Annotated in this window: 22 protein-coding genes; 7 read left to right on the forward strand and 15 right to left on the reverse strand. The window is 63.8% G+C overall.

The genetic code is table 11. The features are described 5' to 3' along the window. The first annotated feature begins 68 nt into the window (after positions 1–68). Genes EZI54_RS04495 through EZI54_RS04510 form a run of 4 tightly spaced genes read left to right on the forward strand, consistent with a single transcriptional unit; the run spans position 69 to position 5900 of the window. Positions 69–866 carry a hypothetical protein gene (locus tag EZI54_RS04495; protein ID WP_242674338.1) on the forward strand — a complete coding sequence of 266 codons (798 nt, stop codon included), beginning with the start codon at positions 69–71 and terminating at the stop codon, positions 864–866. After that, positions 856–3822, forward strand: coding sequence for a coiled-coil domain-containing protein (locus EZI54_RS04500; RefSeq protein ID WP_242674339.1), 2967 nt, complete (start codon positions 856–858; stop codon positions 3820–3822). Before EZI54_RS04495 ends, EZI54_RS04500 begins: the two co-directional genes overlap by 11 nt. Then, the gene (locus tag EZI54_RS04505) at positions 3812–5266 is read left to right on the forward strand and encodes a hypothetical protein (RefSeq protein ID WP_131479483.1); all 1455 of its coding nucleotides are present in this window, start codon (positions 3812–3814) and stop codon (positions 5264–5266) included. Before EZI54_RS04500 ends, EZI54_RS04505 begins: the two co-directional genes overlap by 11 nt. Continuing rightward, on the forward strand, positions 5253–5900 hold the full coding sequence (locus tag EZI54_RS04510; RefSeq protein ID WP_242674340.1) for a condensin complex protein MksE: 648 nt from the start codon (positions 5253–5255) through the stop codon (positions 5898–5900). The genes EZI54_RS04505 and EZI54_RS04510 overlap by 14 nt, the downstream gene beginning before the upstream one ends. On the opposite strand, the gene EZI54_RS04515 is transcribed toward EZI54_RS04510, so the two are convergent. Genes EZI54_RS04515 through EZI54_RS04535 form a run of 5 tightly spaced genes read right to left on the reverse strand, consistent with a single transcriptional unit; the run spans position 5897 to position 11945 of the window. Next, a complete protein-coding gene (locus tag EZI54_RS04515; protein WP_207389145.1) occupies positions 5897–6136 on the reverse strand; it encodes a formate dehydrogenase subunit delta in 240 nt (79 codons plus the stop codon). The genes EZI54_RS04510 and EZI54_RS04515 overlap by 4 nt on opposite strands. Next, on the reverse strand, positions 6133–7002 hold the full coding sequence (fdhD, locus tag EZI54_RS04520; protein WP_242674341.1) for a formate dehydrogenase accessory sulfurtransferase FdhD: 870 nt from the start codon (positions 7000–7002) through the stop codon (positions 6133–6135). The genes EZI54_RS04515 and fdhD overlap by 4 nt, the downstream gene beginning before the upstream one ends. After that, entirely contained in the window at positions 6989–9877 is a 2889-nt protein-coding gene (gene fdhF / locus EZI54_RS04525; protein ID WP_131479487.1) for a formate dehydrogenase subunit alpha, read from the reverse strand. Before fdhF ends, fdhD begins: the two co-directional genes overlap by 14 nt. Positions 9878–9894: 17 nt before the next feature. Continuing rightward, positions 9895–11439 carry a formate dehydrogenase beta subunit gene (locus EZI54_RS04530; RefSeq protein WP_131479489.1) on the reverse strand — a complete coding sequence of 515 codons (1545 nt, stop codon included), beginning with the start codon at positions 11437–11439 and terminating at the stop codon, positions 9895–9897. After that, positions 11439–11945 carry a formate dehydrogenase subunit gamma gene (locus EZI54_RS04535; RefSeq protein ID WP_131479491.1) on the reverse strand — a complete coding sequence of 169 codons (507 nt, stop codon included), beginning with the start codon at positions 11943–11945 and terminating at the stop codon, positions 11439–11441. The genes EZI54_RS04530 and EZI54_RS04535 overlap by 1 nt, the downstream gene beginning before the upstream one ends. A 127-nt stretch (positions 11946–12072) precedes the next feature. Here EZI54_RS04535 and EZI54_RS04540 point away from each other — a divergent pair, with 127 nt between their 5' ends. Continuing rightward, on the forward strand, positions 12073–13152 hold the full coding sequence (locus EZI54_RS04540; protein ID WP_131479493.1) for a substrate-binding domain-containing protein: 1080 nt from the start codon (positions 12073–12075) through the stop codon (positions 13150–13152). A gap of 48 nt (positions 13153–13200) precedes the next feature. On the opposite strand, the gene EZI54_RS04545 is transcribed toward EZI54_RS04540, so the two are convergent. The 4 genes from EZI54_RS04545 to EZI54_RS04560 all read right to left on the reverse strand — a co-directional run bounded on the left by EZI54_RS04545 (position 13201) and on the right by EZI54_RS04560 (position 18518). Continuing rightward, positions 13201–14862 carry an OFA family MFS transporter gene (locus EZI54_RS04545; RefSeq protein WP_131479495.1) on the reverse strand — a complete coding sequence of 554 codons (1662 nt, stop codon included), beginning with the start codon at positions 14860–14862 and terminating at the stop codon, positions 13201–13203. Between the two features lie 719 nt (positions 14863–15581). Further along, a complete protein-coding gene (locus tag EZI54_RS04550) occupies positions 15582–15824 on the reverse strand; it encodes a hypothetical protein (protein ID WP_131479497.1) in 243 nt (80 codons plus the stop codon). A 194-nt stretch (positions 15825–16018) separates the two neighbouring features. Next, on the reverse strand, positions 16019–17269 hold the full coding sequence (locus EZI54_RS04555) for a CaiB/BaiF CoA transferase family protein (protein ID WP_131479499.1): 1251 nt from the start codon (positions 17267–17269) through the stop codon (positions 16019–16021). Positions 17270–17330: 61 nt separating this feature from the next. Further along, entirely contained in the window at positions 17331–18518 is a 1188-nt protein-coding gene (locus EZI54_RS04560; RefSeq protein ID WP_131479501.1) for an acyl-CoA dehydrogenase, read from the reverse strand. Positions 18519–18701: 183 nt separating this feature from the next. On the opposite strand from EZI54_RS04560, the gene EZI54_RS04565 reads away from it, so the two are divergent. After that, a complete protein-coding gene (locus EZI54_RS04565) occupies positions 18702–19592 on the forward strand; it encodes a LysR family transcriptional regulator (protein WP_131479503.1) in 891 nt (296 codons plus the stop codon). A gap of 9 nt (positions 19593–19601) precedes the next feature. On the opposite strand, the gene EZI54_RS04570 is transcribed toward EZI54_RS04565, so the two are convergent. From EZI54_RS04570 to EZI54_RS04590, 5 genes are all read right to left on the reverse strand, one after another. Further along, positions 19602–20384, reverse strand: coding sequence for a crotonase/enoyl-CoA hydratase family protein (locus tag EZI54_RS04570; protein WP_131479505.1), 783 nt, complete (start codon positions 20382–20384; stop codon positions 19602–19604). Between the two features lie 168 nt (positions 20385–20552). Further along, positions 20553–21344, reverse strand: coding sequence for an alpha/beta fold hydrolase (locus EZI54_RS04575; protein ID WP_131479506.1), 792 nt, complete (start codon positions 21342–21344; stop codon positions 20553–20555). A gap of 15 nt (positions 21345–21359) precedes the next feature. Further along, positions 21360–22565, reverse strand: a complete 1206-nt coding sequence (gene pcaF / locus EZI54_RS04580; protein ID WP_131479508.1) for a 3-oxoadipyl-CoA thiolase — start codon at positions 22563–22565, stop codon at positions 21360–21362. Positions 22566–22573: 8 nt separating this feature from the next. After that, positions 22574–23344, reverse strand: a complete 771-nt coding sequence (locus EZI54_RS04585; RefSeq protein WP_207389149.1) for a CoA-transferase subunit beta — start codon at positions 23342–23344, stop codon at positions 22574–22576. 7 nt (positions 23345–23351) lie between these two features. Further along, positions 23352–24167 carry a CoA transferase subunit A gene (locus tag EZI54_RS04590; protein ID WP_131479512.1) on the reverse strand — a complete coding sequence of 272 codons (816 nt, stop codon included), beginning with the start codon at positions 24165–24167 and terminating at the stop codon, positions 23352–23354. Positions 24168–24369: 202 nt separating this feature from the next. Between EZI54_RS04590 and EZI54_RS04595 the strand changes: the two genes are divergently transcribed. Further along, positions 24370–25149, forward strand: coding sequence for an IclR family transcriptional regulator domain-containing protein (locus EZI54_RS04595; RefSeq protein WP_131479514.1), 780 nt, complete (start codon positions 24370–24372; stop codon positions 25147–25149). A 10-nt stretch (positions 25150–25159) separates the two neighbouring features. Here EZI54_RS04595 and EZI54_RS04600 read toward each other — a convergent pair whose 3' ends face one another. Beyond that, complete coding sequence (locus EZI54_RS04600; protein WP_131479516.1) at positions 25160–26062, reverse strand: LysR family transcriptional regulator; 903 nt, start codon at positions 26060–26062, stop codon at positions 25160–25162. Positions 26063–26073 lie beyond the last annotated feature (11 nt).

Here is a 26073-nt window from a genome sequence, read left to right on the forward strand (position 1 = left end):
CCGGCATTGGTGTCGGCCCGGCCGATTTCGTATTCTGGATCGTTCTCTTTTGGATGTGAGTCACCGGCATGAGTCTGGCCCTGGCGAAATACCTCGCGGCGATGCGTGAGGGCAAGCCGATCAACTATTCTGCGTTTCTGAAACAGTTGCCGTCGGATCTGGTCGCCCGGCACCGCGATTGTTTTGAGCTGGACCGGGTGTCGCAGCAGCGCTGGCGGGTGACCTGTCGGGATGAGGCCATGATGACGGAGCTGGAGCGTTTGGCCCAGGCGCCGTCATCCCGTCGCGACGCCGCCCTGCAGGGGGATTCCCACCGCCGGGTGACGGCAACCGCCTTCGTTCTGGTTTACCATGACGCCCTTGTGGACCCGCGGCCGGACGTGGCGTGCCTGAATGCCGATGCCAGCCATATTGGCTTTACGCCCAAATCGACGGCGCTGGTGATCGAAAACGAGGATAATTTCGCCCACTACCCCCAGATGCTGGCGTTTGCCGGCACCTGCCTGGGTGAGACGCTGTCGCTGGCGACCTGTGACGTCATTCTGGGCGGTGGCCATCGCGTGCTGCGCGAGCCGGTGACCGACTGGCTGGCCGGCTATGACCGCATCCTCTGCGCGTTCGATTACGACCTGGGCGGCCTGAAAATGTATCAGGCGTTGCAGGTACGGTTGGGCGATCGGATGCGGTTCCTGCAGCCGCCGGACTGGACGCCGTATCGCGACGGTTTCCAGAAAACACCGCAGACACCGCAGCGACTCATGGACGCCATCAACCGGGCGTCGACGCTGGGCTTTGCCGGGCTGGCCTCGCTGTTCAGCGAGACCCGGAAATTTATGGAACAGGAGATCATTCTGGATGAGCACTGAGGGGATGCCCCAAAGCGAAGCGCAGGCCTATTTCCGCTTCGGGATTCGCCGCCTGGTGCTGGTGGATTCGGCGGGCTTCTGTTACGTCGAGATTCCCCTGAACCAGCACGCCCTGCTGCTCGGCAGCGGCAACCTCGGCAAGTCGAGCCTGCTGAACTCGCTGCGGCTGTTCCTGCTGCCGGAGAGCAACTTCCGCAACAGCAAGAACAAGTTTGCCTTTCGCAACGCCAGCGCGGGCAGCTTCTACACCAACGAGGAAAGCTACCAGCACTACTTCCCCAGCCAGTCCAGCTTCCTGATCATGGAAGTGGAAAGCCCGTCCGGCACTCACTGCCAGGTCCTTTACCGGGAGCACAGCAGCCAGCTCAGCTACGGCCGGATCTTCGTGCCGGTGGCCTACGACCAGCTGCGAGGGCTGTTCTGGCACTGCGCCGAAGACGACGCTGACGGCATCGGTGAGGCGGTGTCCGGGCTGTCCGTGGGTAAGGTGACCGAAGCGCTGAAGAAGCTGTCCCGGGACACCGTGGTGACCAGCGATCCCGGCAAGCTCAAGTCCATGCTCTACAGTTCCGACCTGATGTCGCCGGACGCGGTACGCTACTCCGTGCTGCCCCTGGCGGATCCCGACGAGCGCAAGATCCAGTCCCTGCGCACGCTGATCCTGCTGCTGTTCGAGATGAAGGCCGACGACAAGGCCATGGCCCACGCGGTGGCCAGCATCATCGAAGCCGACAAGAAATTCGCCGACGACGCCTTCGAGCTGGATATCGACCAGTTTCTCGAGCGCCACGACCAGCTCAAACGCCGGCAGGAACATCTCACCCGGATCGAATCCGCCCGCCCTCAGTTCGACAAGCTGCAAGCCGCGTTCGAGCGCTACCAGACCCTGACCCGCACCCAGCATGACTTTGCCGCCTTCCGCGACGGGCTGGCCCAGGCCCTGAAAGACATCGGCCAACAACGGCAGGACGCGGATCGCGAGCGGGATGACCTGCAGGGTACGCTCAAGCAGTCCCAGAAACAGCTCAATACCCTGAAGACGGATCAGAACCGGCTGGAAGGGGAGATCAAAGCGCAGAAGTCGGTCCTGACCAAAGCCGAGAAGACCCAGAGCGATGGCGAGATCCTGGTGTCGCGCTATGGCGATATGTCCTCCGAGGAAATCCAGGCCGCCCTGGACGAGGCGCTGGAGGACAGCCAGGCCCAGCTCAACGCGCTGAACAGCGCGGCCCAGGCGGAACAGCGCAAGATCCAGTTGAACAAGAACATCGAGAAGCTGGAAGCGGACCTGAAGTCTGTGACCGAGCGCGAGCAGCGCGCCCAGTGGCAGCTCCAGAACCAATTGGAGGATGACGTCGTGGCCCCGCTGCGGGCGGTGAATCCGCGTCTGGTGTCGGCCAGCCCGGGGCAGGCGTTGGATGACGAGATCAAAGCCACCCTGAGCCGGATGGCTGCACTGTTCGAAAAGACCGAGCAGGGCTACAACTGGTTCGATACCGCCTTGCCGGCCAGAGCCGCGCAGGCGGACGACTTCCCGGCCCAGCGCCGCAAGCTGGACGGCGAGCTCAACGCCGCCCGCCGCCAACTGGCGGAACTGGACGAGAATGCCAGCGGTGGTCCGGATCGCGCGCAGCGCATCCAGCAGGCGGAGAAGGACATCGCCGCCACCCGCAAGGATCTGGACATCCTCAAGCGCCTGCCCAGCGCCGCCACCAACATCGAGGACGCCGGGCAGGCCATCGATGAGGCCAATCGCACGCTGTCCGAACTGGAAGAGAAAATGGCCATCGAGCGGGAGCGCGTCGAAGCCGTCGGCGCCAAGCTGGACAAGGCCCAGACGGCAGCCAAGCGTGCCCAGGAGCGCCAGACCGAACTGCTCCACCTGCAGAACAACGTGACCGCCGATCAGCGCCGGTTCCCATCGCTGCAATCCGTGGAAGTGGACGAGCCGCTGGCGGCCGACGCGCTGACCGTTGCGCGCCAGGACGACATCCGCAGCGGTCTGGAGGAGATGGAGCGCCTGCGCTTCAGCATCCTGGAAAGCCTGCGCCGGCTGGTCAACAAGGGCATTGGCGAGGACCGCGAGGGCGCGCTGGAAAGCGACAGCCCCAGCTGGCAGACCATCCGCGATACCTTCAAGTCGCTGTCGGACCTGTTTGCCGGGCTGGCCGAGAGCGGCCGGGTCCTGCGCGAGCAGATCGATTCCCACAACGAGACGGTGGCGAGCTATCGCCAGGCCCTGAAGGCCAACAGCGAGCACATCCGGCGTTTCGAGACGGCCCTGAACCGGGAGCTGGACGGCGTCACCATCAACGATCTGGTGGAGATCCGCGTCGATATCCACACCGATCCCAAGTTCCACAACCTGGTGGAGGAATCCGCCGCGATCGACCCGTACGCCTCGGGCAAGCTCCAGTCCGACGCCTTCTACGATCGCCTGCGGGTCTTCGTCGCCGAGTTCTTCGGGGATCAGAAGAGCGGCAACCGCCTGACCATGGACAAGGTGGTCACCGGCGTCTCTTATCGCACCCGCAAGCAGTCGGCCGCCTCGCTGGACACCAAGGGCCAGTCCACCTCCACCACGGCCCTGATCAACCTGGAGTTGGTCCACCGCCTGCTGCGGCGGGTGCTGTATCCGCAGATCAGCCTGTCGTTCCCGATGGTGCTGGACGAGCTGGCCAGCGTCGACGTCAGTCAGGTGCCGGCCCTGTTGGAGCGCTTGCAGCACCAGGGCTTCAACCTGTTTTCCGCGGCCACCCACAGCGCCAGTCCGGAGCTGATTTTCCAGGTCGGCCGCCATCTGGAAGTGGGGCAGATGCGCACCGACCGCCCCTACAGCGCCAGTCGCAATCTGGTGTTCTGGGGCGGCCCGGAAGGCTTCAGTAACCGGGATGGCCTCGCCGAATGGTTCGACCAGACGCAGCATCACCTGCTGGATGTGAGCGATGAGCAGTAAACGGTTCAGCACCCTCGACACCACGCGGCTGCTGTTCGAACACCCGCGGGTCCTGTTCCGGGTGATCGAGCGCATGGACCGGGAGTCGGTGCGCTACGTGCGCGAGAGCGAGCTGGCGATGGACGTGCTCGACTACGTGCGCGATCTCAAGCGTACGGAGCAGGAGCGCATCCGCACCGGGTTCAGTACCGACAACCTGTTCCGTACCGGGCTGGTGATTGACATCGTCAAGGCCGAAGGCGAGCGCCGGCTGGTGTTCCAGGAAGCGCTGCTCAACCTGATCCGGGCCTGCAACGCCTCGCTCTACCAGGAACTGACCGACGCGCGTCTGCGGGGCCATCTGGTCACGCTGCGGGACATTCACGACCGGCTGACCCGGAGCACCTTCAACGACGCCGACCCGGATTTCACCGAACTGCGCGACGATCTGAACGAGCGGGTCAGTCTGCTGATCGGGTTGCTGCGCCAGAACATCCTGCGCATGCAGACCCTGAGCGCCGACCTGGCGGACATGTCCGGCGATGCCAGCCGCGAGCCGGAGCAGTTCACCGCCTTCCGCCAGGATTTGCTGGAACGCATCGCCACCCTGTACGAGCGGCACATCCAGCCGACGCTGGTGTTCCTCAATCCGGACACGCGCCTGCCCGACGGCGCCAACCTGTTCGCCACGCTGGAAGGCATCATCCGGCTGCTGGAGCAGAACCGACAGCAGGACATCGCCGACCAGATGTTCCGCTCGTCCCTGAGTCTCAACGCGCTGCACAAGCCGATCCAGAGCCTGGCGGCCGAGGTGGATCACTTCCTGCGCAAGACCCGCCGCAGCATGATCCAGTACAACGCCATGGAGCATTTCTTCGGTCAGTTGCGTGAGCTGAAGGAAGAGACCGAAACCCTCAATCTCAAGAAGAAGTGGCTGGACGGCAGCGACTTCTCCCGCACCACCGGTTTCCTGGTGGGGCTCAAGGCCCAGAGCCGGCCGAAGCAGTATGCGTTCGGACAATCGTCCAGCTACTACCAATTGCTGTTCTCCGAGCTGGATCTGCGGCTGGCGGACCTGGGGCGCAAGGCGCAGGTGCCGGATCTGGGCCGGACAGGCGCGGCCGGCAAGGACCCGAAAGTCGACGCCGAGCGCATCCAGACCCTGTACCAGTGGCTGGAAACCCTGCAACTGCGGCCCACCGGCGATCTGGTGCGTGAGCTGCACGGCCGCCTGGACGGCGTGGTGGCCGGGTACCGATTCCCGGATCTGCTGGCGGCGGTCAACCGCCTGAACCACAAGCATCCGGAGGGTTTCCGGGTGGTCACCACCAACCGTTTCCAGACGCTGGAAGCGGACGACCGGACCGACGACATTGCCGATGTCTTCGTCTATCGCCGGCGCCGCCTGGAGCCGCGTCCGAATTCAAACACCGAACAGGAAGCAGCGAACCATGCCGGATCCTGAACACGCTCTGTCCGCCGACACCGCGATGCCGGCGGAACCGACCGCTTCGACAAACGGCTTCGATCACATTGCCCCGGCCCAGAGCGCGGCGCTGTTCCGCGAACTGGCGGCGGGCAAGGTCATCGTGCGCGACGTCTACAACCCCAATCGCTCGGAGCTGGAAGCCAACCCGCTCTACAACCTGCTGTACAACAACCTGTCCCACTTCCGGGTGTTCTACGAGCACCTGGGGAGTGAGTTGGTGTTCAACGAGAACGGCGCGTTTTTCTACCTGCGGGAGAACACCGACGAGGACAGCGAGGAACATGACGAGAACGCCTTCCGTGTGCAGGTGTGCCTGCTGCTGATCGGTCGCTATTTTGCGCGTTCGGGCCGGGACCTGGAGTACCTGGGCCGACCGGACGCCGGCCTGCGCGATGAAGACGTGGATGCGCTGGAAGCGGACGAGGAATACCGCGACATCCTCCGCGCCGCCCGCTTCGAAAAGGGGATTGGCGAAGCGTTGGATTACCTGGGCAAGCGCCAGCTCCTGTTCAGGACCGGATCCAAGCGCTACTTCCTGAGTTCAGCGGGGATGCATTTTTTGCAGCAACTGGTGCAGGAGTATGAAGCGAGGGAAAGCCGCGCCAGTTAGCTCGCCTTGGCCTGACGCCACGCCTTGAGCCGTTCAACCGCCAACTTGGAGACCTGATTGAGCTCGCTGCCGTCGTTCTCCGCGTAGCTGATGATCTGGTCCTTCATGCTGCGGGCCCAGAACTTGATCAGGTGGGTGGCAACCATCTCGGCGGCGTGTTCGGCTTCGCCGTGATGCAGGTTGTTGTCGCTGATCTGGTTGATCATTTCGATCAGGTGCTGCAGTTCGTAGTTCACGTCTTGTTCTCCTGCATGGCGTCGGCCGCTGGGGCCGACGTCGTTCCGCAATGGTAAATCACGTGGCGACCCGGGCGGGCGAAGCCGATCAGGGTCTGGTTGGCCTTGCGCGCTTCGCGGATGGCCAGGCCGGTCGGCGCCGAGACCGCCACCAGGCAGCCGATGCCGACCATGGCGCTTTTCTGCACCATCTCGAAGCTGCCCCGGCTGGAAATCAGGGCAAACCCCCGCTCGAAGTTCCGACCGGTTCGCAGCCAGTGGCCCACCAGTTTGTCCAGCGCGTTGTGCCGGCCGACGTCCTCGCGCACGGCGAGGATGGCGCCGTCCACATCGCACCAGGCGGCGGCGTGGGTGGCGCCTGTCTGTGCCTGCAGGGGCTGGTATTGTTTCAGGTCCCCCACGGCTTTCTGCACGGCGTCATCGGTGATGGCCGGATGCGGCCCTACCTTCGGGATGTCCCGGATGGCGTGCTCCAGCGATTCGGTTCCACACAGTCCGCAGCCGGTCCGGCCGGTCATGTTGCGGCGCTGGGCTTTCAGGGCGAACATCCGCTCGCTGGCGATGGTCATGTCGACCGTCGCGCCCGTCGGACCGCATTGCACCTCAATGTCGTAGAGCTCATCCGGGCTGCCGAGGATGGATTCGGTCAGGCTGAACCCGATCGCAAAGTCCTCGAGATCCACCGGTGTTGCCATCATCACCGCATGGGAGATACCGTTATAGACCATGGCGACCGGCATCTCCTCGGCCACCACGTCTTCGGCTTCCCTGCTGTGCCCCGTCCCGCGTTCGTCTACGCGGGTCCGGAACAGGGGTGAGGGCGGATCCGGCGGCGTTGCCGGACCGTCCGCGTCACTTAAGGGCAAAGTTGGGCTCATCCTTCGATTTCTCGAGGTACTTGTGCTGCTGCTCGTCGAACGACTGGAAGTGCTTCTGCCATTCGGACGGCTGCGACACTTTCTCCACCTGCACCGCCGTGACCTTGTATTCCGGGCAGTTGGTGGCCCAGTCGGAGCTGTCGGTGGTGATGACGTTGGCGCCGCTGCCCGGGTGGTGGAACGTCGTGTAGACCACGCCCGGCTGCATGCGGTCGCTGATCCGGCAGCGCAGCACGGTCTGGCCGACACGGCTGCTCACGCCGAGCCAGTCGCCGTCGCTGATGCCCCGCAGTTCGGCATCGCTCGGATGGATTTCCAGCACGTCCTCTTCATGCCAACGGCTGTTCTCCGTCCGCCGGGTTTGGGCGCCCACGTTGTACTGGCTGAGGATCCGGCCGGTGGTCAGCAACAGCGGATAGCGCCGGGTGCTGCGTTCCGGTGTGGCGACGTATTCGGTGATCGCGAAATGCCCCTTGCCGATGGGGAAGTCCAGCTCGTGCATCGTAGGCGTGCCGTCAGGATGTTCCTCGTTGCACGGCCACTGGATGCTGCCCAGTTCGTCCAGCCTCTCATAGCTGACGCCGGTAAAGGTCGGCGTGAGCTGGGCGATCTCGTCCATGATCTCGGATGGGTGGCTGTAGTTCATGGGGTAGCCCAGGGCGTTGGCCAGATCCTGGGTCACTTCCCAGTCTTCCTTGCCGGCGACGGGCGCCATCACCTTGCGCACCCGGTTGATGCGGCGCTCGGCGTTGGTGAAGGTGCCGTTCTTCTCCAGGAAGGTGGAGCCGGGCAGCAGCACGTGGGCGTACTTGGCGGTCTCGTTGAGGAAGATGTCCTGCACGATCAGGCAGTCCAGGGACGTCAGCGCCTGCTCCACATGCTGGGTGTTGGGGTCGGACTGGGCGATGTCCTCACCCTGAACGTAGAGTGCCTTGAAGTGGCCGGCGATGGCGGCGTCGAACATGTTGGGAATGCGCAGCCCCGGTTCGTCGTCGATCTTCACGTGCCACAGGTTCTCGAAGCGCTCGCGCACCGCCGGGTCGCCAACGTGCTGGTAACCGGGCAGTTCGTGCGGGAAGGAGCCCATGTCGCAGGAGCCCTGCACGTTATTCTGGCCCCGTAGCGGGTTCACGCCCACGCCTTCGCGGCCGAGGTTACCGGTGGCCAGGGCGAGGTTGGCAATACCCATCACCATGGTGGAACCCTGGCTGTGTTCGGTGACGCCCAGGCCATAGTAGATGGCGCCGTTGCCTGCGGTGGCGTAGGCGCGGGCGGCCTTGCGAACCAGATCGGCCGGGACGCCGGTTTCGGCTTCCAGGGTTTCCGGTGAGTTGCGCTCCTCGCTGATGAACTCGCGCCAGGCTTTGTAGGCGTCCGGTTCACAACGCTTCTCGATAAACGCGGTGTCTTCCAGACCCTCGGTGACCACCACATGGGCCAGCGAGTTGACCAGCGCCACGTTGGTGCCGGGCCTCAGCGGCAGGTGCATGCTGGTGCTGCCATGAGGCGTCTTCAGCAGGTCGATCCGGCGCGGGTCGGCGACGATCAGCGTGGCGCCCTGACGCAGGCGTCGGCGCATCTGCGACGCGAACACCGGGTGGGCGTCGGTCGGGTTGGCGCCAATGACCAGGATGGTGTCGGCTTCCATCACCGAGTCGAAGGTCTGGGTGCCGGCAGACTCACCGAGAGTGGTCTTGAGGCCATAACCGGTCGGAGAATGGCAGACCCGGGCGCAGGTATCGGTGTTGTTGTTGCCGAAGCCGGCGCGGACCAGTTTCTGCACCAGGTAGGTTTCCTCGTTGGTGCAGCGGGAGGACGTGATGCCGCCGATGCTCTCACGGCCGTACTGGGCCTGGATGTCCTTCAGGCGTTTGGCGGAGAAGGCGATGGCCTCCTCCCAGGAGACGGTACGCCAGGGCTGGTCGATGGCGTCGCGGATCATCGGCTCGGTGATGCGGTCCTTGTGGGTGGCGTAGCCGAAGGCGAAGCGGCCTTTCACGCAGGAGTGGCCGTGATTCGCGTCGCCGCCCTTGTAGGGCACCATGCGCACCAACTGGTCGCCTTTCATCTCCGCCTTGAACGAGCAGCCCACACCGCAGTAGGCGCAGGTGGTCACGACGCTGTGCTCCGGCACGCCGGCCTCAATGACGCTCTTCTCCATCAGCGTCGAGGTCGGGCAGGCCTGGACGCAGGCACCGCAGGACACGCACTCGGAGTCCATGAAGTCTTCATCCTGGCTGGCGGCCACCTTGGAGTCGAAGCCGCGGCCGTCGATGGTCAGGGCGAAGGTGCCCTGGACTTCCTCGCAGGCCCGCACGCAGCGGGAGCAGACGATGCACTTGCTGGGATCGAAGCTGAAATACGGATTGGACGCGTCGGTTTCCGCGTCCAGGTGGTTCTGGCCCTCGAAGCCGTAACGCACGTCCCGCAGGCCCACGGCGCCGGCCATGTCCTGCAGTTCGCAGTCGCCGTTGGCGGGGCAGGTCAGGCAGTCCAGCGGGTGGTCGGAGATGTACAGCTCCATGATGTTGCGCCGCAGTTTGGCCAGTTTGCCGTTCTGCGTGGTGACTTCCATGCCCTCGGCCACGGGCGTCGTGCAGGAGGCGGGGTAGCCGCGTCTGCCCTCGATTTCCACGGCGCACAGCCGGCAGGAACCAAAGGCTTCCAGGTTGTCCGAGGCGCAGAGTTTGGGCACGGTAATACCCGCCAGGGCGGCCGCGCGCATCACGGAGGTGCCTTCCGGCACGCTGATCTCGACGCCGTCTATGGTCAGGGCGACGGCTTTTTCCGAGAGCCGGGCGGGGGTGCCGTAGTCCCGGTCAGGGTCGATACGGTGCTGGCTGGGGTCGAAATAGTTCAACATGAGGTGTCTCCCATCCGTCAGGCTTTCTGCCGGGTCAGGTCATTCGGGAAATGCTTCATCACGCTCTGTACCGGGAAGGGTGTCATCCCGCCCATGGCGCAGAGCGAGCCGTCCACCATCGTTTCGCAGAGGTCGGTCAGCAGGGTGAGGTTGGCTTCGGCATTTTCGCCGGCGCGGATACGGTCGATCACTTCGACACCGCGCACGGCGCCGATCCGGCAGGGCGTGCACTTGCCGCAGGATTCGACGCTGCAGAACTCCATGGCAAAGCGGGCCTGCTCGCCCATGTCCACGGTGTCGTCGAACATGACGACTCCGCCATGGCCGACCACGCCGCCGAACTCGGCAAAGGCTTCGTAATCAATCGGTGCATCCCATTGGCTTTCCGGCAGGTAGGCGCCGAGAGGACCGCCCACCTGCACGGCCTTGAGGGGGCGGCCGCTCAGGGTGCCGCCGCCAAAATCCTCCATCAGCTCCCGCAGGGTGATGCCGAAGGCCAGTTCCACCAGACCGCCACGCTTGACGTTGCCCGCCAGTTGCATCGGCAGCGTGCCGCGGGATCTGCCCATGCCGTAATCGGCGTAGGCCTGGGCGCCCTGGTCGAGGATGTAGGGAACGGCGGCCAGGGAAAGGACGTTGTTGACCACGGTGGGAAGGCCAAACAGGCCCTTGATCGCCGGCAGTGGCGGCTTGGCGCGTACCATGCCCCGCTTGCCTTCCAGGCTGTCCAGCAGGGAGGTTTCCTCACCGCAGATGTAGGCCCCCGCACCGAGACGGACTTCCAGGTCGAAGTCCTTGCCGCTGCCGCGGATATCCCGGCCCAGGTAACCGGCGTCATAGGCCCGTTGCAGCGCGTCGTTGAAGATCCGCTGCGCGACCGGGTATTCCGAGCGCAGGTAGATGTAGCCCTGGTTGGCGCCCACGGCGAGTCCGGCAATGGTCATGCCCTCGATCAGCATGTAGGGGTCGCACTCCATCACCAGCCGGTCGGCAAAGGTGCCAGAGTCCCCCTCGTCCGCGTTGCAGACGATGTACTTCTGGCCTTCCGGCTCGTCGTGCACGGTCTGCCACTTGATGCCGGTGGGGAAGGCGGCGCCGCCGCGACCGCGCAGGCCGGAGTCCTTCACCGCATCGACGATCGCCTGGCCGTCCATGTTGAGGGCCTTCTCCAGGCCAGCAAAGCCGCGATGGGCGCGGTAGTCATCAATGGACAGCGGATCGGTCAGGCCGATGCGGGAGAACGTCAGACGCTGCTGTTTCTTCAGGTACGGAATCTCGTCGGTCAGACCCTGGGCCAGCGGATGATCGGCCTTGCCCTCGAACAGGCCGGCCCCGACCAGGCTGTCCACGTCGGTCGGCTCGACGGGGCCGTAGGCGACCCGACCCCCCGGAGTTTCCACTTCCACCAGCGGCTCGAGCCAGAACAGGCCCCGGGACCCGTTGCGCACCAGTTTGATATCGACGCCTTTGGCATTGGCGGCCTGCTGCAGGGCGTCGGCCACGGCGTTGGCCCCCATGGCCAGGGCCGTGGTGTCACAGGGAACATAGACGGTCACAGTCATCACTTCACCTCCACGGCGGTCGTGGTCAGGCTGTCCACCAGCCGGTCGAACTTGTCGGCGTTCATGCGGCCGTGAATATCGTCATCCACCCGGATGGACGGTCCGCAGGCGCAGTTGCCGAGGCAGTACACCGGTTCCAGCGTGAACTCGTTGTCCCGGCTGGTCTGGTGGTAGTCGACCCCCAGGCGATCCTTGACGTGCGCTTCCAGCTGGCGGGCGCCCACGGCCTGGCAGGCTTCGGCCCGGCACACGTGGACGACATGGCTGCCCGAAGGCCGGGTACGGAAGTGGTGGTAGAAACTGATGATGCCGTGTACTTCGGCGCGGGTGTGGCGCAGGGACTCGGCAATGATCGGTACCGCCGCTTCCGGGATGTAGCCGAAGCGGTCCTGGATCGCGTGGAGGATGGGCAGCATGGCGCCGGGCATGTCTTTATGCGCGTCGACCGTCTGCTGGATCAGCTCGGGCGTCCAGTCGTGAACGGGTTGGGGACCGGCGTGTGACATGGTTGTTATCTCATCAGGTTACAAGTCGATCGTCTTTATATGAACGATGGTGCTTAATTGTTTTGGCTTTTGAGACGATATAGGGCCAAAATAGCATTCCAAATGCATCCCAAAAATATGAATTAATATGCATAGAAAGAAGCTGAGTATCTCGCCTGCCTGGGTGTTCCGCAGTGACGACGGAGAGCTGTTTGATCCAATTCTGTTCCGGCTGCTCAAGGGGTTGCGGGATACGGGAAAACTCACCATGGCTGCTGAGGAAGCGCGTGTTTCCTATCGTCATGCCTGGAACCTGCTCAACCGGGGGGCCGATTTCTTCGGGGTTCCGCTGGTGTATATGCGTAAGGGGCAGGGGACCCAACTGTCGCCGTTGGGCGAGAAATTGCTGTGGTCGGAGCAACGCGTCAAGGCGCGCCTGGGGCCGCAAATAGACAGCATGGCGTCGGAATTGAACAACCAGCTCCAGCAGTTGCTGGCCGGCGTGCATCCGGTCCTGCGGTTGCATGCCAGTCATGGCTATGCGGTGGCCCTGTTGCCCAATTTTGCCGACCAGGTGGAACTCGATCTCCAGTACTGCAACCCGACGGAGGCGCTGAATGCCCTCGGACGTGGCGACTGCGACCTGGCCAGCTTCCACTTTCCGTCCTGTCCGCACCTGGCAGACCAGGTCATGCGGGCCTACCGGGACCAACTGGATCTGAAGAACCTGCGGATCATCCGCTTTGTGACCCGGGAGCAGGGGCTCATCATTCGCGGCGACAGCCGGGATGACGTGACCGGCCTGGCCGACCTCACGCGTCCGGACATCCGCTTTATCAATCGTGATGAACATTCCGGTACCCGTATCCTCTTCAACATGCTGCTGGCCGAGCAGGGCATCACCGAAAACCAGATCAACGGCGCCGAGCGGGAGGAGTTCACCCACACCGCCGTGGCCGCCTATGTGGCCGCCGGCATGGCGGATGTCGGTTTCGGCGTGGAAGCGGCCGCGGCCCAGTTCGGCCTCGACTTCATCCCCCTCTCCACCGAGCACTACCTGTTGATCTGTCCGGAGGACCGGCTGAAGCAGGAAAACATGCAGCAGCTGCTCTCGTTGATGGCTTCGCAGCCTTTCCTGTCGGAGATCGATAAGCTGGTCGGTTATGCCCCGGATCGTTGCGGCGAAATCTGTACCTTCGCGCAGTTGCTGGCGAGCGATCGCGCCTGAATGACCGGGCGCCGTGCAGGCGCCCGGTCATATCACTTCAGACTCACTTCAGAACAGGGCGGCCGCCTTGGCCAGCGCGATATACAGTCCGATCAGGAAGGGTACGCCCACCCCGAGCCAGGCCAGCACGCCACCAATGCCGAAGCGGCCGCGAGCGGCGGTCTCGGCGTTGGCCGAGATGCTGTCGTCATGCTGCAGGGAGCGTTCCTTCTCCACCTCCTCGTCGGTCATGTGGTGCTCTTCCTTCACCGGCCTGACCAGCAGGTTGCAGATCAGGCCCGCGAACAGCAGCCCTGCCATGATGTACAGCGTGCGGTCATACACCTGGCTGGGTTCCAGGCCCGCATTGAGCTGGGCTTCGCGCAGCGCGGCAATCACCAGCGGACCGACGATCCCCGCCGCGGACCAGGCTGTCAGCAGCCGGCCGTGGATCGCGCCCACCATCTGCGTGCCGAAGATGTCCGCCAGGTACGCTGGCACCGTGGCAAAGCCACCGCCATACATGCTGAGGATGATGCAGATGGAGATGACAAACATCAGCGGCATGCCCAGGTGACCCCAGGTGGGGAGCAGGCAGTAGACGATCATCCCGAGGATGAAGAAGGTGTAGTAGGTGTTCTTGCGGCCGATCTTGTCAGACAGTGATGCCCAGAACAGGCGGCCCACGCTGTTGAACAGGCTGATCAGGCCCACCAGGCCCGCTGCCGCAGCCGCCACCGCAGCTGATTGCGCGGCTGTCAGCGCTGCGCCGCCGTTATCGATGCCGACCAGCTCCCCGCCGAACACATCCTGCAGCATCGGGCTGGCCATCGAGATCACGGCGATACCGGCGGTCACGTTGAGAAACAGGACGCCCCAGATCAGCCAGAACTGACGGGTCTTCCAGGCCGTATCGAGGTGGACGTGACGACGGGTGATCATGCCGCTGCCATGGGCTTCCTTCGGTGGCGTCCAGCCCTCCGGGTGCCAGCCGTTGGGCGGCACACGGAAGCCGATTGCGCCAGAGGCCATGACGACGATGTAGATGGCGCCCATGACGACCAGGGTCATGGCGACGCCGGTGCCACCGGAGCCGGTGAAGTGCCCCATCAGCAGGACGGCCAGCGGCGCACCGATCATGGCGCCACCGCCATAGCCCATGATGGCAAAGCCCGTCGCCATGCCGCGGCGGTCGGGGAACCACTTGATCAGCGTGGATACCGGCGTGATGTAGCCGAGACCCTGGCCGATACCGCCGAGGATGCCGCAGCCCAGGTAGACCAGCCACAGTTGGTGCACCATCACGCCGATGCCGCCGACGATCAGGCCGCCGCCCCAGCACAGCGCCGCAATGCATCCCGCCTTGCGCGGACCCGCGTGCTCGAGCCAGCCGCCCCAGAGGGCTGCTGAAACGCCCAGCATGGCGATAAAGGTTTCGAAAATATGCGTGACCTGCGGCACCGTCCAGTTACAGGTTGTGGTGGTCAGCGCCTGGAAAAAGCTCAGGTTGGCGCACATGGCCGGATCGGCGTTGGTGACGATATGGGTCATCGGCAGCCAGAACACCGAGAAGCCGTAGGCCATCCCGATACACAGGTGGATGGCGAGAGCCGCGGTCGGCACCAGCCATCGGTTGAACTGCGGACCGGCGATGGTCCGTTCACGGGAGAAGAAGCCGGCCGAGCCCCGGCCATTCGACGTCATGATGCCGTCTTCGGTAATACCGTCCATAGTCAAACCTCTCTCTTGTTATTGCTTTTACACCACGGCGTTTGCCGGGGCGGGGGTGTTGCGTTGGGATCGTTAGCGTGCGCTGGCCAGCCTTCGGCGACACCGCCTGGTTCTGGCGCGGGGCGATGGTCGACGAGCGCTCGCGGGCACGGTATTGGAGAGATCGAGCAGGTTGGTGTCCGGGGCATGCAAAGATCGAATGCTCCCGGTATGGCAACCCTGGCGCGCAATGAATCCGGTCATAGCGGCTCTCGTTATTGTTTTATATGTATGGATGTTCATAGGTGGTGGGGCTGACAGTAGCAAATCACCACTGATGGATTGCAGTTAAAAGTGATTAGGACTGCAATTAGCTAAAAGTCTTATGACAAGTGCTGCATATAATGAGGTCCTGGGCGAGAGAGTACGAACCGCCAGACGGCATTCTGTCTGGCGGGGAGGTCGGCCGTGGATTCTCGTTGGAGACGGAGAAAACTATGGTGTTGATTGTTGGGGGATATGATGGCTACCAGCCCCTTTCCAGCAGCATTCGACGCCCCCAACGGGCATTCGCCAATGTCCTTCCCCTGATCTCTCGAACTCCAGATGCTCAACCCATACTCGATCGTGTTCCGGTGCGGCTACGGAATAAGACCAGTGTTTGTCAGTGGCTTCCATGCTTGAGCAGCCTTGAATTGCCAAGACGGCCGCAGCTATCGCTACGACGAAAAACAAATGCTTCATGAGTTTTCAGGCTTGTTGGGGTGAATCATGCGGTGACGATTTGGGGCTGGCGTGAACGGCATCATTGGTTCAAACGGTAGTTCGAGCTCGGCCATCATGTCGCCAAGCATAAATTCGATCGTATTGAAGTTATCTTTACCTGGTGGATTATTTCGGACTGCCACAACCCCGTGGCTGAGCTGATCAGTGAGTCTTCCGAACCTGTCGATGTACCGACTCCGGGGGCGTTTAATCTGCATGTCCATTCCTTTGGGTACTGAGTCTGCGCATATCCGTTGCGCGAAATCCCGCCTGCACTGGTGATCCGATCCGCGGTCGGGCAGGTGTCATGAAACGGTAATGACGCTGGCCGAGGGGTGCAAATGCGAGGGATGACCCCGGCCGGCTCAAGCGGCCTTTCCAATCAAGCATGGGGCCAGGAAAGGGCGATGGTCTACGCCACGACACCGGACTTGCGGAGGGTCTCTATCGCCTGGTCGTCGAGTTGGAGATCGTTTCGGAGCAAGGTTTGTGTGTTCGCACCCAAGCGGGGCGGTGCTGCGTGGTAGCGCGCCGGCGTGGCACTGAATCTTGCGGGATAGGCCACCGTCTGGATGGTCGCGCCATCGGCCCGGGTGAGCGGGACGACCATCTCGCGGGCTTTCACCTGCGGGTCGTCGAACACTTCCGGCACGGTGTTGATGGGGCCACAGGGAACGGCTTCCTGTTCCAGTCGGGCGATGATCTCGTCCCGGGTGAAGGCGGTCAGCCGCACTTCCAGGGCAGGTTCCAACCGATCCCGGTGCTCGACGCGACCGGCATTGGTGGCGAAGCGTTCGTCATGGGCCAGCGCCTCAAGGCCGAGCACCTGACACAGGGAGCGGAACTGACGATCGTTACCGCAGGCGATGATGACGTGGCCATCTTTCACGGGATAGGCGCGATAGGGCACCAGGTTGGGGTGGTTGTTGCCCATCGGCTTCGGTGTGCGTTGGCCGACCAGCCAGTTGGCGCCCTGGTTGGCGAGCATGGCGACCTGGCAGTCCAGTAGCGAGCAGTCGATGTGCTGGCCTTCGCCGGTCTGGTCGCGACTGGCGATGGCGGCGAGGATGGAGGTGGCGGCGTACATGCCGGTGAACTCGTCGACGATGGCGACGCCGGTTTTGACCGGTTGCGCCGGCTGGTCGTCGGTCTCGGGCAGGCCAGTCATGCTCATGAGTCCGCCCATGCCCTGGATCAGGAAATCGTACCCGGCGCGGTTGGCGTAGGGGCCGGTCTGGCCGAAGCCGGTGATGGAGCAGTAGACCAGTCGCGGGTTGATGGCTCGCAGGCTGTCGTAGTCGAGGCCGTACTTCTTCAGGCCGCCCACCTTGAAGTTCTCCACCAGAATATCCGCGGATTGGGCCAGCGTGCGGATCAGTTCGGCGCCCTCCGGTTTGGAGAAATCGACGCAGACCGACTCCTTGTTGCGGTTGCAGCAGGTGAAGTAGGCGGCGTCAGCGTTTTCGGTCTGACCGTCGTCTGTTTCGCGGGTGAGGAATGGTGGGCCCCAGCGACGGGTATCGTCACCGGCCGGGCTTTCCACCTTGATTACCCGGGCGCCGAGATCGGCCAGGATCTGCGTGGTCCAGGGGCCGGCCAGGATGCGGCTCAGGTCGAGGACGGTCAGGTGGCTCAGCGGGCCTGAAGACGAGGGTGCAGACATGGTGGTTCCCTGGTGACGCGTCAAGGAATAGCCCGCGCCGTAGGGCGCGGGCAGGGACGGTTTAGCCGGTAAAGGCCTGGATGCCGGTCTGGGCGCGGCCCAGGATCAGGGCGTGTACGTCGTGTGTGCCCTCGTAGGTGTTCACCGCTTCCAGGTTCACCATGTGGCGGATCACGCCGTACTCGTCGGACACCCCATTGCCGCCCAGCATGTCGCGGGCGGTGCGGGCGATGTCCAGTGCCTTGCCGCAGGAGTTGCGCTTCATCAGCGAGGTGATTTCCACGGCGGCGGTGTGATCGTCCTTCATGCGGCCCAGGCGCAGGCAGCCCTGCAGGCCGAGGGTGATTTCAGTCTGCATGTCGGCCAGCTTCTTCTGGATCAGCTGGTTGGCGGCCAGGGGGCGACCAAACTGTTTGCGGTCCCGCACGTACTGACGTGCGGCGGTCCAGCAGAATTCGGCGGCACCCAGGGCACCCCAGGCGATGCCGTAGCGGGCGGAGTTCAGGCAGGTGAACGGGCCGCGCAGGCCGGTCACTTCCGGGAACATGTTCTCTTCCGGCACGAACACCTCGTCCATCACGATCTCGCCGGTGATGGAGGCGCGCAGGCTGACCTTGCCGTGGATGGCCGGCGCGCTCAGGCCTTTCATGCCTTTTTCCAGGATAAAGCCGCGGATCTTGCCGTCTTCGGTCTTGCCCCAGACCACGAACACGTCGGCGATTGGACTGTTGGTGATCCAGATCTTGCTGCCGCTCAGCTTGTAGCCGCCGTCCACTTTCCTGGCGCGGGTTTCCATGCTGCCGGGGTCGGAGCCGTGGTTCGGCTCGGTCAGGCCGAAGCAGCCGATCCATTCGCCGCTGGCCAGCTTGGGCAGGTACTTCTGCTTCTGCTCCTCGGAGCCGAATTCGTTGATCGGCACCATCACCAGGGACGACTGCACGCTCATCATGGAGCGGTAGCCGGAATCGACCCGCTCCACTTCCCGCGCGATCAGGCCGTAGGAGACGTAGTTCAGGCCGGCGCCGCCGTACTGTTCGGGAATGGTGGCGCCCAGCAGGCCCAACTCGCCCATTTCCCGGAAAATGGCCGGATCGGTCTTCTCGTGGCGGAAGGCCTCCAGCACGCGTGGGGCCAGTTTGTCCTGCGCGTAGTTATGGGCGGTGTCCCGCACCATGCGTTCCTCTTCCTCAAGCTGGCTGTCCAGCAGCAGGGGGCTCAACCAGTCGAATTCAGCGTCGGAGCGGCTCATTGTTCGTTTACCTCACATTTCATGTTATTGGCGATAGGCCTCGGGGTGCGGGAGCGCGCGTTTTTATTGAGTTCTGGCCATACTAGTGAATCGACAACCCCGGGCTCAAACGATAATATTTCATTTCATTGTGCATAAAACTCACTTCATAAACTGATGCCCTGACCGTATCCGGAGAGCGCCATGCGTCGCAAGGTCCCCAGTACCACCGTCCTGATGGGCTTCGAAGCCGCGGCGCGCCACGTCAGTTTTACGGAAGCGGCCGAGGAGCTGTCGCTGACCCAGAGTGCCATCTGCCGCCAGATTGCCTCGCTCGAGGAGTTCCTGGGCGTCAAGTTGTTCCGGCGCGGGCGCCAGGGTGTTCGGCTCACCGAGGCGGGCCAAAACTACCATCGTCTGGTCGCCCAGCGGCTCAACGAAATCGAGCGGGATACGCTCTCCGTCATGGGGAATCATGGCACGGAAAACGCGCTGGAGCTGGCGGTGGTGCCCACCTTCGGCACGCGCTGGCTGATTCCCCGGTTGCCCCGATTCAAGGCGCTGCATCCGAATATCACCGTTAACATGACCAACAAGACGCGGCCCTTCCTGTTCTCGGATACGCCGTTCGATGCCGCGATCTACTTCGGGGACGGTGAGTGGTCGGGTACCGAGACCACCGTGTTCATGCGGGAGCGGCCGGTGCCGGTGTGCAGCCCGGACCTGATCGGACCCAGAACCACGCTCACCTATGAAGAGATCCTGGACTACCCCTTATTACAGCAGACCACGCGTCCCTATGCCTGGCGGCACTGGTTCCGGTCACTGGACATGCGGGTTGAGCGGGACATGTCCGGCCAGCGCTACGAACTGTTCACGATGCTGGCGGAAGCGGCCACCCACGGCATGGGCATCGCGCTCATTCCGCCGTTCCTGATTGAGCGGGAGCTGGAGGCCGGGCAGCTGATTGTGCCGGTGTCCCACAGCTTCCAGAGTCAGGGCGGTTACCATTTTGTGCTGCCGGATCACCGGCGCGACAACGAGGCCGTCCGCCTGTTCCGGGACTGGGTGTTGAGTGAGGGTGAGCCCGAGTAATGCCGTGGGTCAGTCATCAAACCGCCCGTGCCGGCCTGCCCCTTTGGCAAACCGGTCGGCGCCCTTGATTGCTTCCTCGAACACCACCGGGTAGCCCCCGGCCCCTTCCTGTTTCAGCGCATCCTCTAACGTGAGATCCCATTGCGCGTAAGTAGACGCCCGATCCGCTTGCAGGCAGCGTTGCGGGAACTGGGCGATGTCGGCGGCCAGCTGTTCCGCCGCCTGCCGGCTCTCGCCATCCGGCACGATGCGATTGGCCAGCCCCATCTGCAACGCCTCGTCGGCGCCGACCGGGCGACCGGTCAGGATCATATCCAGCGCGCGGGACTGGCCGATCAGTCGCGGCAGCCGCACCGTCCCGCCATCGATCAGCGGCACGCCCCAGCGCCGGCAGAAGACGCCGAATACCGCAGATTCTTCAGCCACGCGCAGGTCGCACATCAGCGCCAGTTCCAACCCACCGGCCACCGCGTGCCCTGAGACCGCGGCAATCACCGGTTTGCTCAAATTCATGCGCGTTGGTCCCATCGGCCCCGGTCCCGTACCTTCCGGTTCGATCTCGTTGCGGGTCGCGGGATCGCCCATTGCGGAAAGATCGGCACCCGCGCAGAAAGTCCCGCCATCGCCCCAGATCACGGCAACCCGTAGCGCGTCGTTCGCTTCGAAATCGGTGAAAGCCTCACGCAGGGCATCGGCGGTGCGGCGGTCGACCGCGTTCTTTTTCCCGGGCCGATTCAGGATGATGGTGCAGACCGGGCCGTTTTCTTCGATCGTGACGGCGGATGAGGGCATGGCGTGAGCGTCCTTTTTATTATTGGCGGGCGAGTTCGGCGCCGTGAGCGCCAAGACCATTGCATGCTGAGTCTAGCGAAAAGTCACCGGGGAATCAGGGGTACGAAAGGCGGGCGGGCAGGGATACAAAAAAGGGCCCGTCGAGGTGTCGACGGGCCGGGGGCACAATCAGGAAGAAAGGTGTTGCTCAATCAATGACAACAGCTGCTGCGGGCTCTCGACGGACGGCACGTGGCCAACCCGGTCGAGGATGTGCGGAGCCGGACCGTCGATGGCGTCGGCCAGGGCTTCCAGCGCCGCAGGCGGTGTGGCCATGTCGTCACTGCCGCCCACCAGGGTGACCGGCACGTTGCGATCCCCAAAGGCACCACGGAAATCGGCCAGGCCAAGCATCTCGCACAGCAGGGCATAGCTGTGCGCGTCGCCCCGGCCCATCAGGACTTTCCAGCCATCCGGGAGGGCCGGCTGTTCAGCAGCAGCCAGCGGGCCGAACCAGCGCGGGACAATGCTGTCTGCCATGGCCGGCAGGCCTTTGCTGCGGACATCCGATGCGCGGGTTTTCCAGGCATCGGGCGTGCCGATGACCGGCCCGGTATTGGTTAGCATCGCGGACAGCAGCACTTCCGGGTAGCGACTCAGCAACTGCTGGCCGATGACGCCGCCGATGGACGTTCCCACGAAATGAAACGGTTCCGCGCCGGCGGCGCCCACCAGGGCGAGCGTTTCCTGTGCCAGATCCTCGGGCGTGATGGCATCACATTCCGGGCTCGCGGCAGCGCTGCCGCCATGGCCCGGCAGGTCCCAGGTCAGTACCCGGAAGCGCGGTAACAGGCCGGGCAGCAGGTCATCCCAGACCGCCTGGGTCATGCCCAGCGGGTGGGCCAGCACCAGAAGCGGCTTATCGGCCGCCCCAAGCAACCGGTAGTGAATCGTCCGTCCATCGTGTTCCAGAAAGGCCATGGTTCCTCCTGTCGATCAGACCCGTTCGATCAGCGTGGCGATGCCCTGGCCGACGCCGACGCACATGGTGCACAGGGCGTAGCGGCCACCGCTGCGCTGCAGTTCGTGGGCGGCGGATTGCAGGATGCGCGCACCGGACATGCCCAGCGGATGACCCAGGGCGATGGCGCCGCCGTTCGGGTTCACGCGGGCGTCGTCATCGGCGATGCCCAGTTCACGCAGGACCGCCAGACCCTGGGCCGCGAACGCCTCGTTCAGTTCGATCACGTCGAGCTGGTCGACGGTCATGCCCAGGCGCTTCAGCAGCTTCCGGGTGGCCGGGACCGGGCCTATGCCCATCACGCGCGGTTCCACACCGGCGGTGGCCATGCCCAGGATGCGGGCCATCGGCTTGAGGCCGTGGGCTTTCACGGCGGCCTCGCTGGCCACCAGCATGGCGGCGGCGCCGTCGTTCACACCGGAGGCGTTACCGGCGGTGACCGAGCCGTTCTCACGGAACGGTGCGGGCAGCTTCGCCAGCTTTTCCAAGGTGGTGCCGGCGCGGGGGTGCTCGTCGGTATCGAAAACCAGCGGCTCCTGCTTGCGGCGCGGGATGCTGACCGGAACGATTTCCTCGGCCAGGCGACCGGCTTCCCGGGCGGCTTCCGCTTTCTCCTGGGAGCGAACGGCAAACAGATCCTGATCCTCGCGGGAGACGTTGTACTGTTCCGCCACGTTCTCGGCGGTTTCCGGCATGGAGTCGATGCCATACTGCTGCTTCATCAGCGGGTTCACGAAACGCCAGCCGATGGTGGTGTCCTCGATGGTCTGGCCACGGGCAAAGGCGCTGTCGGCCTTGCCCAGCACATAGGGCGCGCGGGACATGGATTCCACACCGCCGGCCAGCACCAGGTCCATCTCGCCGGCGCGGATGGCGCGGAACGCGGTGCCGACGGCGTCCATGCCCGAGCCGCACAGGCGGTTCAGGGTGGTGCCGGGCACAGACGTGGGCAGGCCCGCCAGCAGGGCGGACATGCGCGCCACGTTGCGGTTGTCTTCACCGGCCTGGTTGGCGCAGCCCATCATGACTTCATCGATGGCGGCCGGATCCAGCTCCGGCGCTTCGGCCAGTACGGCCTTGAAAATGTGAGCCGCCAGGTCGTCGGGACGCACGCTGGCGAGGGTGCCGCCGAAGCGGCCGACGGCCGAACGGCGGGGATGGCAGAGATAGACGTCAGTCATGATTCACCTCACTGTTGGCCGGCGTGATGGGCGTTGGTGCGGGCCTTCAGGTCGCGCAGCACGTCCAGTTCCTTTGCGGATGGCTCGGGCGTGGTGTCCACCTGGTCGGCAAAGCGGATGTCCCAGCCGGTGGCGTCGATCACCTGCTCACGGGTGACGCCCGGGTGCAGGGAAGTGACCACCAGTTCCTTCGTGTCCGGATCCGGCTTGAGAATGCACAGGTCCGTGATCACCACGGTCGGTCCACGACCAATGTTGGGCGCATTGTCCCGCGCCTTGCCGTCCCGGCCAAAGCCGACGGTGGTGATGAAGTCCACATCCTTCACGAAGGTGCGCTTGGAGTGCTTTACGGTGATGAACACTTCGTGGGCGTTGGTGCCGATCTCCGGCGCGCCGCCACCGCCGGGCAGGCGGACTTTCGGTTCACGGTAGTCGCCGATCAGGGTGGTGTTGATGTTGGCGTAGCGGTCGATCTGGGCGGTGCCCAGGAAGCCGACGCTGACCTTGCCGCCCTGCAGCCAGTAGCGGAACATTTCCGGCACGGACACGGTGGTCAGGGCGGATTCGCACAGCTCGCCATCACCGATGGACAGCGGCAATACGTCCGGTTTGGTCTGCAGGGTACCGGATTCGTAGATGAGGGTGACGTCCGGTGCGTGGGTCAGGCGCGCCAGGTTGGCGGCCTCGCTGGGCAGACCGATGCCGACGAAGCAGGTCATGTCGTTGTTCAGCGCCCGCGCAGCGGTCACGCTCATCATTTCAGACGAAGTGAATTCCAGGCTCATCTCAGGCCCCTCCGTTCTCGAAGACATTCTCGTTCAGCCACGCTTGGAAGGCGTCGCGGTCGCGGGCGATTCCGTCCCATTCCTTATAGAAGGCGTTATCGCGGTCGTAGTAGCCCAGCGCGTAGGACGGCTTGGCCCCTTTCGGCGCTTCGGCAATGGCCGTGATCGCCCAGGACGGCAGCACGCAGGCGTTCACGGACGCGCCCAGGTCGTCCACCACTTCCTCGACGGTCACAATGCTGCGCTTGGCGGCCAGTACGGCCTCCTTCTGGATGCCGATGATGCCTTCCACCAGGACGTTGCCTTTACGGTCGGCGCGCTGGGCGTGAATCACGGACACGTCCGGGCGCACGGACGGAACGGCGGCCAGTTTCTCACCGGTAAACGGGCACTCGATGAACTTGATCTGGTCGTTGACCTTGGGCAGGTCGCTGCCGATATAGCCGCGCAGGACGGCCAACGGCAGGCCCGCAGCGCCGGCTTCATAGGCGCAGGCCATGGCGGCGTGACTGTGTTCGAGGATCTCAAGTTGATTCGGCCAGCCGCGTTCGACGGCGTCCCGCAGGCGGTGCAGGGAGCCGACACCCGGGTTGCCGCCCCAGGAGAAAATCAGCTTCTTCGCGCAGCCGGCGCCGATCATCTGGTCGTACACCAGGTCCGGCGTCATGCGGATCAGCGTCAGGTCACGCTTCTCCTGGCGGATGATCTCGTGTCCCGCGGCAAAGGGAATCAGGTGGGTAAACCCTTCCATGGCGACGGTATCGCCATCGTTGATGTGGCGGCTGACCGCCTCTTTAAGAGAGAGAAATTCGGCCATGGCAATTCTCCTCTGGCACTTGGCGTTGTTTGTTCGCAATACGAATATAAGTTTAATATGCGAACATAATGCCGCGAAGGTTTTACTTTCGTCAAGTGCAAAGTTTGAACAACTGACTTTGAGAACGAGTGTTCGCAGAACGAACAAGCTGCTACCATTCGGTCGCAGACCACCCTATGGCGGCACCCCAACAGGAGCAGGAATGGAAGACAAGACACTGAAGCCAGGCGATCGGGATTACGTCGGGGCCCTGGCCTCCGGGCTCACCGTACTGCAGTCGTTCGACGCCGAGCATCAGCGCATGACCCTCAGTGAAGTGGCCGCGCGTGCGGATATGGATCGGGCCAAGGCGCGCCGGTTCCTGCTGACCCTGCACGCCCTGGGCTATGTGCGGCGCAACGGTCGCTACTTCGAGCTGACGCCGCGGGTGTTGCAGCTGGGCTATGCCTACCAGGCGTCGAACCGCTATCGGGCCGTCATCCAGCAGTATCTGGAGGACATTACGGCTGATCTCGGGGAGTCATCGTCGCTGGCGGTGCTGGACGGTCAGGATGTGGTTTATGTGGTGCGTTCGGCGGCCCGACACCGGTTGATGGCGATCAGCCTGTCCGTGGGGACGCGCCTGCCGGCGGCCTATACGTCCATGGGGCGGATCCTGCTGGCGCAGTTGCCGGATGACGAGCTGGAGCAGTTCCTGTCCCGGGTAGAGGTGCATCGCCACACGCCGGCCTCGGTCGATTCGGTGGCTGGTCTGAGAAAAGCCATTCTCCAAGGCCGGGAGCAGGGCTACTGCATCGTGGATCAGGAGCTGGACCTGGGGCTGCGTTCGGCCGCCGTGCCCGTTTTTGCCGGCGATGGAGAATTGTTGGGCGCCATCAACATCAGTACCAACGCCGCCCGGGTGGATATGGAGACGCTGACCAACAGCTATCTGCCCCGCCTGCAGCAGGTGGCCGAACGGGTGCGCGAAACCACCCGTTAACCGAACAGGCTTATGGATAGCGCCCGGTCAGGCGGTTCTCGACCAGTTCGTGGAGAATGGTGTTCGCCAGGCGCATGACCGCGTTGGGGTTCTCACCCTTGCGCCGCGAGGCGAGAACGGGGCTTGTGATGCTGTCGTCATCCAGCGGCACGTATTCCACGCCTTCCCGGCCCAGCCGGCGAACCTGTTCCGGCACCAGCGTAAAACCCATATCCGAAGCGACCAGCGATAGCGCCGTCTGCACGTCGTTCACCTGTTGAATCACGTTCACCCTCAAACCGCGCCGGTGGAAAAGACCCTGGGTAATATCCGCGAAGTTGGGGCCCGGCCCGGACGGAAACGTGATCAGCGGAATGTCCGCCAACTCCTTCATGGATGGCATCTTCTTCGCCAACGGATGGGAGGCGGGTAAGGCGGCGATCATCGGCTCGTTGAACAGCAGTTCCTGCTCCACGTCCGGGTCGTCGATCCGCAGGCGACCGAACCCCAGATCGATCTTGCCGCTCTTGAGGGCATCGATCTGTTCGCGGGTCTTCAGCTCGTGCAGCACGATTTCCAGGTTCTTGTTCCTGCGCAGCCGGCGCACCATCAGCGGCAACTGGCCGTAGAAGATGGAGGGCACAAAGCCGATCGCAAAGACGGTTTTGCCGTGCTGGCTGATGCGCCGCGTGTCCGCGACGGTGGCGTCGACCTTGTCGAGGATCTGGCGCGCCTGGTCCAGAAAGTACTGGCCGGCTTCCGTCAGCTCCAGCCCCCTCGGTTTGCGGTTGAACAGCACCGCACCGATTTCCTCCTCCAGTTGTTTGACCTGACGGGTCAGCGGCGGCTGAGCGATAAACAGCCGCTCCGCTGCCCGGGTCAGGTTGAGCTCTTCGGCAACCACGCAGAAGTACCTCAGATGTCTCAATTCCATCCATACCTCCA

Source organism: Marinobacter halodurans (assembly GCF_004327985.1).
GTDB lineage: Bacteria > Pseudomonadota > Gammaproteobacteria > Pseudomonadales > Oleiphilaceae > Marinobacter_A > Marinobacter_A halodurans.

Bases quoted from the DNA above. Each gene is read 5' to 3' on its own strand.
- EZI54_RS04600 (WP_131479516.1), bottom strand. From the start codon at position 26,062: ATGGAATTGAGACATCTGAGGTACTTCTGCGTGGTTGCCGAAGAGCTC.
- EZI54_RS04500 (WP_242674339.1), top strand. From the start codon at position 856: ATGAGCACTGAGGGGATGCCCCAAAGCGAAGCGCAGGCCTATTTCCGC.
- EZI54_RS04590 (WP_131479512.1), bottom strand. From the start codon at position 24,167: ATGGCCGAATTTCTCTCTCTTAAAGAGGCGGTCAGCCGCCACATCAAC.
- EZI54_RS04535 (WP_131479491.1), bottom strand. From the start codon at position 11,945: ATGTCACACGCCGGTCCCCAACCCGTTCACGACTGGACGCCCGAGCTG.
- fdhF (WP_131479487.1), bottom strand. From the start codon at position 9,877: ATGTTGAACTATTTCGACCCCAGCCAGCACCGTATCGACCCTGACCGG.
- EZI54_RS04510 (WP_242674340.1), top strand. From the start codon at position 5,253: ATGCCGGATCCTGAACACGCTCTGTCCGCCGACACCGCGATGCCGGCG.
- EZI54_RS04495 (WP_242674338.1), top strand. From the start codon at position 69: ATGAGTCTGGCCCTGGCGAAATACCTCGCGGCGATGCGTGAGGGCAAG.
- EZI54_RS04505 (WP_131479483.1), top strand. From the start codon at position 3,812: ATGAGCAGTAAACGGTTCAGCACCCTCGACACCACGCGGCTGCTGTTC.
- EZI54_RS04560 (WP_131479501.1), bottom strand. From the start codon at position 18,518: ATGAGCCGCTCCGACGCTGAATTCGACTGGTTGAGCCCCCTGCTGCTG.
- EZI54_RS04555 (WP_131479499.1), bottom strand. From the start codon at position 17,269: ATGTCTGCACCCTCGTCTTCAGGCCCGCTGAGCCACCTGACCGTCCTC.
- EZI54_RS04550 (WP_131479497.1), bottom strand. From the start codon at position 15,824: ATGCAGATTAAACGCCCCCGGAGTCGGTACATCGACAGGTTCGGAAGA.
- EZI54_RS04530 (WP_131479489.1), bottom strand. From the start codon at position 11,439: ATGACTGTGACCGTCTATGTTCCCTGTGACACCACGGCCCTGGCCATG.
- EZI54_RS04575 (WP_131479506.1), bottom strand. From the start codon at position 21,344: ATGGCCTTTCTGGAACACGATGGACGGACGATTCACTACCGGTTGCTT.
- EZI54_RS04570 (WP_131479505.1), bottom strand. From the start codon at position 20,384: ATGCCCTCATCCGCCGTCACGATCGAAGAAAACGGCCCGGTCTGCACC.
- EZI54_RS04545 (WP_131479495.1), bottom strand. From the start codon at position 14,862: ATGGACGGTATTACCGAAGACGGCATCATGACGTCGAATGGCCGGGGC.
- pcaF (WP_131479508.1), bottom strand. From the start codon at position 22,565: ATGACTGACGTCTATCTCTGCCATCCCCGCCGTTCGGCCGTCGGCCGC.
- EZI54_RS04595 (WP_131479514.1), top strand. From the start codon at position 24,370: ATGGAAGACAAGACACTGAAGCCAGGCGATCGGGATTACGTCGGGGCC.
- EZI54_RS04540 (WP_131479493.1), top strand. From the start codon at position 12,073: ATGCATAGAAAGAAGCTGAGTATCTCGCCTGCCTGGGTGTTCCGCAGT.
- EZI54_RS04565 (WP_131479503.1), top strand. From the start codon at position 18,702: ATGCGTCGCAAGGTCCCCAGTACCACCGTCCTGATGGGCTTCGAAGCC.